We start from the raw sequence: 7,988 nt of genomic DNA, 5'->3' as shown, positions 1-7,988 counted from the left end.
CCCGGTTAACCAGAACGTAACCCCTATTCAAATTATCTCGTCCCTCCCAACCGGCCGAACCGCTCGGAAGCAACGGATGGAAATATAACCACGAACGTAAACAGCACACAAACCAGCAGGTCATCGCTGGTTTAGTGGTACGCAGCAATCGGCCCATGCGGACCTTCAATCACCTGCACCGGGGTATTGAAAATTTCGGTGAGCAAATCGTCGCGCATGATCTCCTCCACCGTGCCGAAGGCAAAGACCTGCCCGTCCTTGGCAGCGCAGATGTAGTCCGCGTAGCGGGCCGCGAAGTTGATGTCATGCAGCACGATCACGATGGTCCGGCCAAACTCGCGGGCTGCGGAATGCAGGTGCTGCATCATCTCCACGGAGTGGGAGATGTCCAGGTTGTTCAGGGGCTCGTCGAGAAGCACGTAGTCCGTCTCCTGGCAAAGCACCATGGCCACATATGCGCGCTGACGCTGACCACCGGAAAGCTGGTCCAAATAGCGGTGCTCGAGGTCGCGCAGCCCGAAGAAGTCGATGTAGCGGGAGATGATCTCTTCGTCCTTCTCGGTCAGCCGCCCGCCCGAGTACGGGAAGCGGCCGAAGCCGACGAGCTGACGCACGGTCAGGCGAGTGACAAAGTGGTTTTCCTGCCGCAGGATGGAGACCACTTTGGCCAGCTCCTTCGGGTTTGTGGAGGATACGTCCATCTGCCCGATGCGCACGGAACCGGAATCCAGCGCCAGCAGCCGGCCGATCATGGTCAGAAGTGTCGACTTGCCGGCGCCATTCGGCCCCACCAAGGCGGTGATGCCGCCGGCCGGGATGTTAAGTGAGACCGGCCCGATGGCGGTGTCGTCGCCGTAGGCCTTGCTCACCTCGTTGAGCTCGATCACAGTCTCCCCTTCCGTAGGACAACGATGAGGAACGTCAGGCCGCCGACCAGCTCGATGATGATGGAGACGACGCCCTGGGCGTAGAAGATGTGGTTCATGACGAAGTACGCGCCCGCCAGAATGCAATAGCCGAGCAGCGCCGCCATGGGGAACACGTAACGGTGGTCGTAGGTGTCCGCGAACTGGTACGCAAGCGTGGCCACCAGGAACCCGAGGAAGGTCATCGGCCCGACCAGCGCGGTGGAGACCGCCATTAGCACCGAGACCAGCACCAGCGTGAACACCGCGTGCTTTTTGTGGTTCACGCCCAGGTTCACCGCCACGTCGCGGCCGAGGCCGAGCACGTTGAGCCGGCGCGAGTTCACGTACATCAACCCGGCAGCCACCAGCACCAACGGCACTGCCAGCGGGTAGTAGGCCGGGTCCGCGTTGTTCACCGAGCCGAACAACCGGGCGGTGAGGACGTCAAACTCGCTGGGCGTGAGCAGGCGCTGCATGAACGTCGATACGCTGCCCAGTCCCCCTCCGAGCACGATGCCGACGAGCAGCATGGCGTGCATGTTCGGGTTGTCGCCGGCGAGCAGCCACGTGTACAGGATCAGGCTCAGCCCCACCATGAGCACGAGCTGGATCACAAACATCTCCAGCGTACGGGCGTTATTCAGCCCGGCTGCGCCGAGGAAGTACACGGTTGAGGTATGAATGGCCACGTACAGCGACTCGAACCCCATGATGGACGGGGTGATGATGCGGTTGTTCGTCACCGTTTGGAACGCCACCGTGGCCACGGCCTGGCAGAGCGCCACCATCGCCATGGCAATGACGGAGTTCAGGCGGCGCTGCGCGATCAGCCAGTAGCCGCGGGTGCCAAAGTCCATGGGGTTACCCCAGGACAAAAGGCCCGCGGTGAACAGCAACGCGGCCACCACCAGCGCGCCTACGACTAGCCAGTAGCGCCTCTTGCTTTGCGACGTCTGGAACGCCCCGACCTCACGCATTCCGGCCCCTCCTGACAATCAGGGCGATGAAGACGGCGGCGCCAACCACGCCGAGGATCACGGACACCGGCATCTCGAACGGCGCGATGACGATGCGTCCGAGCAGGTCACACAACGTCACCACCCCGATGCCGGTGAGGCAGACCCAAGGCAGGTTGGACCGGAGGTCGTCGCCACGCAGCATGCTCACGATGTTGGGGACGATGAGCCCGAGGAATGGGAGGTTGCCCACGACAACCGTGACCACGCCAGTGGCCACCGCGACGAGGCTGGTGCCCGCGAGCACGATGCGGTTGTAGTTCAGGCCGATGTTGGTGGCGATGTCCTCGCCCAAACCAGCGGCGGTGAGACGGTCGGCGTAGAAGAACACGGCAATAACCACGAGTAGCACGACCCAGAGGATCTCGTACTGGCCGGCGATAACGCTGGTGAACGAACCGGCGAACCAGACCCCGAGCGACTGCAACAGGTCAGTCTGCAGCGCGATGAAGGTCGACACCGCGCTAACCACCGCGCCGAGCATGATGCCAACGATGGGCACCACCAGGCTGGAACGCAACGTCACGCGCCGCAGGAACGCGAAGAACACCATGGTGCCAATGAAGGCTGCGCCGACGGCGAGCAGCATGCGTGTCATCACGGAGCCGTCCGGGAACAGCAGAAACGACGCGAGCAGCCCCAGCCCGGCCCATTCGGTGGTGCCGGTGGTGGTGGGTTCGACGAATCGGTTCTGGGTGATCATCTGCATGATCAGCCCGCTCATCGCCATCGCCGCACCCGCGAGTACCAGCGCGATCGTGCGCGGCACGCGGGTGGCGCGGAACATTTCCCAGCCGTCCTCGGTGCCCAGGATGTCGTACTGACCCACCATCAGCGACGCGGCGAGGAGGGCTAAAACAAGGACGACACCCGCCCCGAGCTTCCAGTCCAGAAGCTTGGGACGGGTGGTGGTCGTTGTATCAGTCATCGGAGACAGACTACTTGCCTGCCTCGAGCTGCTCGGAGATCTGGTTGAGAATCTCGGTGTAGGTGTAGATGGACTCGTTGGTGTAGGTGTCCGCCGGGGCGACGTAGACGTGGCCGTCCTTCACTGCGGTGACGTTCTTCAGGGGCGCGGAGTCGTTGATCACGGACAGCGCTTCCGGGGAGTCGGTGATGGACTTCACGCCCGCGTCGCGGTCCAGCACGAGTAGCCAGTCCGGGTTGGCGCTGGCGATGGCCTCGACGGAGATGTCGTCGCCTTGGTGGTCGTCGGAGGCGTTGTCCACCTCAAGCGCCGGGGTGAAGCCGATGAGGTCGAACAGCGGGCCCCACACGCGGCCCACGCCCGGGGCGACGTAGCCGATTTCACCGCCGGAGACGTTGAGCGCCATGACCTTCTGCTCCGGGTCGTAGGCGTTGCGGGCGCGCTGGACAGCCTCGGTGAATTCCTGGACTGCCTGCTCAGCCTCGGCCTGCTTGCCAAAGACGTCGCCCAGCTCCAGGGTCTGGCGGATCAGCTCGCGGTCGAACGGCTCGCCCTCGCGCGGCTCGAAGTCCAACAGCGTGGCGTCCGGGACCAGCTTTTCAATGTCCTGGTCGAACTGCTCGAAGCGCTGGCCGGAAACAATCACGTCCGGGTCGGCGGCAACGATGGCCTCCAGGTTGGGCTCGCGGTGGTTGCCGATGTCGATGATGTCCTCGTTGTCCGCGATCCCAGGAATCGAGTTGGGCACAAGCTGACGCGCCGCGGCGACGGGCTTAATCCCCCAGGAATCCAGAAGCTCGAAGGAGCGGTTGTCCAGAGCGACCACCCGCTTCGGCGGGGTGGGCACGGTCTTCTCGCCGTAGTTGTCGGTGACGGTCACGGTGCCGTCGGAAGCATCATTGCTTTGAGACGCCCCTTCGGTCGCCGCCGTTTCCGAACCAGCGGCGGATTCAGTGGCAGACTCCGTGCCAGATTCCGAGGTGGAGCACGCGCCCAGCGTGAGGGCGCCGGCGGCTGCGAGAGCAATGAGAGAGGTACGCGAGAAACGGGTCACGGTCGTCCTTCCATTCAGTTCGTAAGGTAAGGGTTACCTGACCCATATTAGGCTAACCATACTTCGGCGCCAAACCACCCCTCCACCCCCTCTCCCCAGACGCAGCATAAAAGCCCCGGACCGCGCCTACGGTCCGGGGCTTTCACGTCGCTCGAGCAGGTTACTGATAATCGCGACCGTGCATCTTCTGAAGCTCAATGCCGTGGCCCTGGCCCGACAGGAACAGGGTGGACGCGTCGAGCTGGAACAGCTGCGGGTTGGCCTGCAGAACCATCTTCAGGTCGTCGGCGTCCTTCTGCGCACCGGGCTCGCACGCCATCTTGGTCTCGGTGAAGTCGCTGAGGTGCAGTGCGCCGGTGTTGTCGATCTGGTACTTCGCGGTGCCGGAGTTGCAGCCGTCGTTGAGGTGGAGCACACCGTTCTCGCGGAAGTCCAGGGTGATGGCGGTGTTCTTCTTTGCCTGCAGGGTGGTGTCCAGCGCAGCGGCGAGGCGATCATCCGTGAGATGGTCTGCACCTTCCGGGATCTGCTGGATCAGCTCGGAGCCCGCCGGGTTCTCCGGCGCCGGGGCCGGTGCTGGGTTCCCGCCGAGGTCGCCGAACAGGTTCGAGCTCATCTGCACGAACTGGTCGATGCTGGAGGCTTCGTTCTGCTCCTGAGCCCGCTCCTGGGCGTCGGCATTTCCGACTCCGAGGAGACCGCCCGTGAGGGCGACTGCTGCGGTTGCGGTGGACAACTTCCTTAGGGTCTTGGTTGAAGTAACCATGGCCCACACGCTACCGAGCGATTTCCGGCAAACAAGGGGCTCAACGGAACTTCAACGCAACTCCAAACTTGTATTGACGCAGCTCATAGTTTTGACACACCCCATGGTTTCCCAGAAAAACCACAACCCCGCTGCCCAGACGGGAGCAGCGGGGAGGCGAAGCGACGTCGATTAGTTCGCAGCCGCCTTTGAGAACTCGATGGCCTTGCCCTGGGACGCCAAGGCGACGGTTTCGCTGTCAATGCGGTACACCGACGGGTTCGAGCGCAGGATGGACTTCAGCTCATCCGCCTTATTCATCTTGGTCGGGTCGCACAGGCGCTGCGTCTCGCCGATGGTCCCGACCTTGACCGCTCCGCTGCTGTCAATGGAGTACCCGGCGCTGCCGGCGTTGCAGCCGTCGAAGAAGGACAGCTTACCGTCCGGCCCGAAGGTGACCGTCATGGAAGCGTCGCCCTTCACCGGAAGCGGCCCCTGCAGAGCAGCCTTCGCCTGATCCGCCGGCAGCGGCTTCGCCCCCTCCGGCAGGTTCTTCAGCAGCATGTGTGTACCGCCCTTGTTAATCACGGAACCGCTAAAGGCAGACCAGCCCATCTGCGTCAGGCCTTCAAGGTCGGCAGGCCCGTTGGAGGACATCTGCGCGTTTGCAGTACCCGCACCGAAAAAGCCGCCGGCGAGGGCGGCGAGAGCGGTCACTGCGGACAACGTCTTTCTCATCTTGGAGGTCATGCACGCCAACCTACTTGCCTTTTCTCAGCATTCAAGGGCCTCTACGAAGCTTTTACGCAACCTGGACGCTCTTTTCACCCAACGGCCAGCGCGCACTAGGGCGGCCTAGAAAAACACCACCTCGTCGCGCTCCAGCCACGCCCCCTTGCCACTTTCAGAATCCCAACAGGTCACCCCAGTTTCCTCCACAGCGCACACGAACGGGCCATGGTTGACCACTTCGCCATACTGCACAACTTCAGCGGATTCGCTGCCTGCGGGCCACACGGAGTCGTCGTAAAGCGGCGGCTCAGTTTGCTCCCGCGGGTAGCCACCGAGGATCTCCATCATCCACTTCGGAGTCCCCAGCTCACCGATGCCGAACTGCTCGCTTTCCATGGAGGACTTCACGCCGCAGTCAAACATCGGCTCATCGGCCAGGTTCATCATGCAGCCGATATTGCCGGACGGGGTGACAAACACCGCGTTTTGCACGGGGCTATCGCCGATGCTCTTGATCGTCCTAATCGGCCGCGCGTTGTCCGGGACGGAGCCGCCAGCACCCGGGTACGCCAGCGGGGCGTCGGGGATTCCGCCTTGCCTATCGACGTGCTCCGCCTCCCCCGACGCATCCTGCTTTGCCGGCTTCGTCGGCTCTTCCTCAGCTTTTGGCGCCTCGGTCGCCTCAGGCACTTCCACGGTTTCGGTCACCGTCACGTGCTCCGCCTCGGGCGTGCCGCTGCAGCCGACGACCAGGAAGGTCGTGGCCGTGAGTGCTGCGATGGCATTGCGGTTCATGCCACCGGAGGTTATGAGCTAAAACTTCGAGAGTGATATACACAGGCGTAAAGGTTCCTGTCGCCGCCCCAACCCGCAAACCCTGAGCAAACCTTCCGGAGTATGCGCCATTTTGGGCCTTCCTCTGGAGTACTTGCTCAGGGTTTGTGGTGCGGTCTGCCTGAGACCGTGACATCCTGCGGATGAAGCACTACCCTACTTGTTGATACGTCATCAAAAGGAGTGTTTAGCAATGAAAGCCTTCGGTTTCTTGAGCTTCGGGCACTACGCCTTCAGCGGCCAGCGCGGCCCGTCCGCGGAGAAGATCGCCAAGATCCACCTGGAGATCGCCCAGGCAGCCGACGAGATCGGCGTGAACAACGCGTCCTTCCGCGTCCACCACTTCGTGCCGCAGGCCTCCGCCCCGATGCCGCTGCTCGGCGCGGTCGCCGCCACCACCAAGCACATCGAGGTGGGCACGGGCGTGATCGACATGCGCTACGAAAACCCGCTCTACCTTGCCGAAGAGGCCGCCTCCCTGTACCAGCTCTCCGGCGGGCGCGTGGCCCTGGGTGTCTCCCGCGGCGCCCCCGAGGTTGCCGAGCGCGGTTGGGAGGCCTTCGGCTACAAGGGCGAAGCCCCCAACGGCGCGGACGTGGCGCGCGCACACCTGGAGACCTTCATGGCCGCGGTGGACGGCAACGGGTTCGCCACCGCAGCACCGCTGGACCGCCAGTACCCCAACATGTTCCAGCCAGGCTCCGCCCTGCCGGTCTTTCCCATGACGCCCGAACTGCGCAAGCACATCTTCTACGGCTCCGGCACCCACACCTCCGCGGAGCAGACCGCCAAGGATGGGCTGAACCTGATGTCGTCCACCCTGGTCTCTGAGACCACCGCCGAGACCCTCGGCGAAATCCAGGCGGACCAGATCGGCCGCTACCGCGCCGCGTGGAAGGAGGCGGGCCACGACTGGTCCCCGCGCGTGTCCGTGTCCCGCTCCATCTTCCCCATCGTCGACGGCGCCGATATGCAGATGTTTGGCATGCAGGCCTCCGGTTCCGACCAGGTGGGCATGCTGCCTGACGTGGGCGCTTCCACCTTCGGCCGCACCTACGCCGCCGAGCCGGACAAGCTCATCGAGCAGCTCAAGGCCGACCCTGCCGTCATGGCCGCCGACACACTGTTGATCACCATCCCCACCGGCATGGGCGTGGACGTCAACGTGAAGATCCTCGAAAACTTCGCCACCCACGTCGCCCCCGCGCTGGGCTGGCAGCCGAACACCGAGGGCCCGGTCACCGGTTACCCGTCCGACTAGGCCCACAAACAAGAAACCCGCTGGCCGTGGTGTGGCCAGCGGGTTTCCCGTTTTTCGGTGGAGCCGCCGGGAATTGAACCCGGGTCCTTCATCACCGCGCCAGGGCTTCTCCGTGCGCAGTTCGCACGTTGTCTCTCATCGACCCTCCAGATCAGGCGAACATGTCCGGATGACGGGCCCAGTCAGTGAAAGGTGTCCCTTCCAAAGCCCCACTGACAGAGCCGGAAGGCAAGTCCCCTGAGTCGACGCCAGGTACCGGGTCGGGGACATCCCCGGCCTGACGGACACGCAGGTCGCTGGACCTTTCTATTTAGGCAGCGAGGGCGTAGTCACGCTGAGAGTTCTTCTCTGCGTTTATTAATTACAGCGACGCTTACGGTGGTCTCCTGCCTGCACCGGCACGCTTCCCCTGGCTAAGTAGATGAAGTCGAAACCAGAATCGACCCCTTCAACTACGAAGAAACGTAGGAGAAAGAACTCTACCGCATGGGCCCCAAAAAGCACAAGAGG

The 7,988-nt window shown here is 63.3% G+C and carries 8 protein-coding genes and 1 other RNA gene; 1 reads left to right on the top strand and 8 read right to left on the bottom strand.

The window, feature by feature from the left end; genetic code table 11:
* Nucleotides 1-131 precede the first annotated feature (131 nt).
* The 7 genes from HMPREF2791_RS07015 to HMPREF2791_RS06985 form a co-directional block, all read right to left on the bottom strand.
* Nucleotides 132-887 (bottom strand): iron ABC transporter ATP-binding protein, encoded by a 756-nt coding sequence (locus HMPREF2791_RS07015; protein WP_070844858.1) that lies wholly within the window; start codon nt 885-887, stop codon nt 132-134.
* Nucleotides 884-1,885, bottom strand: coding sequence for an iron chelate uptake ABC transporter family permease subunit (locus tag HMPREF2791_RS07010; protein WP_070844857.1), 1,002 nt, complete (start codon nt 1,883-1,885; stop codon nt 884-886). The genes HMPREF2791_RS07015 and HMPREF2791_RS07010 overlap by 4 nt, the downstream gene beginning before the upstream one ends.
* Nucleotides 1,878-2,852: an ABC transporter permease gene (locus tag HMPREF2791_RS07005; RefSeq protein WP_070844856.1), complete on the bottom strand. Its 975-nt coding sequence runs from the start codon at nt 2,850-2,852 to the stop codon at nt 1,878-1,880. Before HMPREF2791_RS07005 ends, HMPREF2791_RS07010 begins: the two co-directional genes overlap by 8 nt.
* 10 nt (nt 2,853-2,862) lie before the next feature.
* Nucleotides 2,863-3,906 (bottom strand): siderophore ABC transporter substrate-binding protein, encoded by a 1,044-nt coding sequence (locus HMPREF2791_RS07000; RefSeq protein ID WP_070844855.1) that lies wholly within the window; start codon nt 3,904-3,906, stop codon nt 2,863-2,865.
* A 160-nt stretch (nt 3,907-4,066) separates the two neighbouring features.
* On the bottom strand, nt 4,067-4,672 hold the full coding sequence (locus HMPREF2791_RS06995; protein WP_083327926.1) for an META domain-containing protein: 606 nt from the start codon (nt 4,670-4,672) through the stop codon (nt 4,067-4,069).
* A gap of 171 nt (nt 4,673-4,843) precedes the next feature.
* On the bottom strand, nt 4,844-5,401 hold the full coding sequence (locus HMPREF2791_RS06990) for an META domain-containing protein (protein WP_070844853.1): 558 nt from the start codon (nt 5,399-5,401) through the stop codon (nt 4,844-4,846).
* 105 nt (nt 5,402-5,506) lie between these two features.
* Entirely contained in the window at nt 5,507-6,178 is a 672-nt protein-coding gene (locus tag HMPREF2791_RS06985) for a hypothetical protein (RefSeq protein WP_070844852.1), read from the bottom strand.
* A gap of 232 nt (nt 6,179-6,410) precedes the next feature.
* Between HMPREF2791_RS06985 and HMPREF2791_RS06980 the strand changes: the two genes are divergently transcribed.
* Entirely contained in the window at nt 6,411-7,478 is a 1,068-nt protein-coding gene (locus HMPREF2791_RS06980) for an LLM class flavin-dependent oxidoreductase (RefSeq protein ID WP_070844851.1), read from the top strand.
* Between the two features lie 55 nt (nt 7,479-7,533).
* Here HMPREF2791_RS06980 and ssrA read toward each other — a convergent pair.
* Nucleotides 7,534-7,925: a transfer-messenger RNA gene (gene ssrA / locus HMPREF2791_RS06975) on the bottom strand.
* Nucleotides 7,926-7,988 lie beyond the last annotated feature (63 nt).

The organism is Corynebacterium sp. HMSC034A01 (assembly GCF_001838175.1).
Taxonomy (GTDB): domain Bacteria; phylum Actinomycetota; class Actinomycetes; order Mycobacteriales; family Mycobacteriaceae; genus Corynebacterium.
The sequence above is the reverse complement of the archived record's forward strand: the minus strand, read 5'-3'. Positions and strand labels throughout refer to the sequence as shown.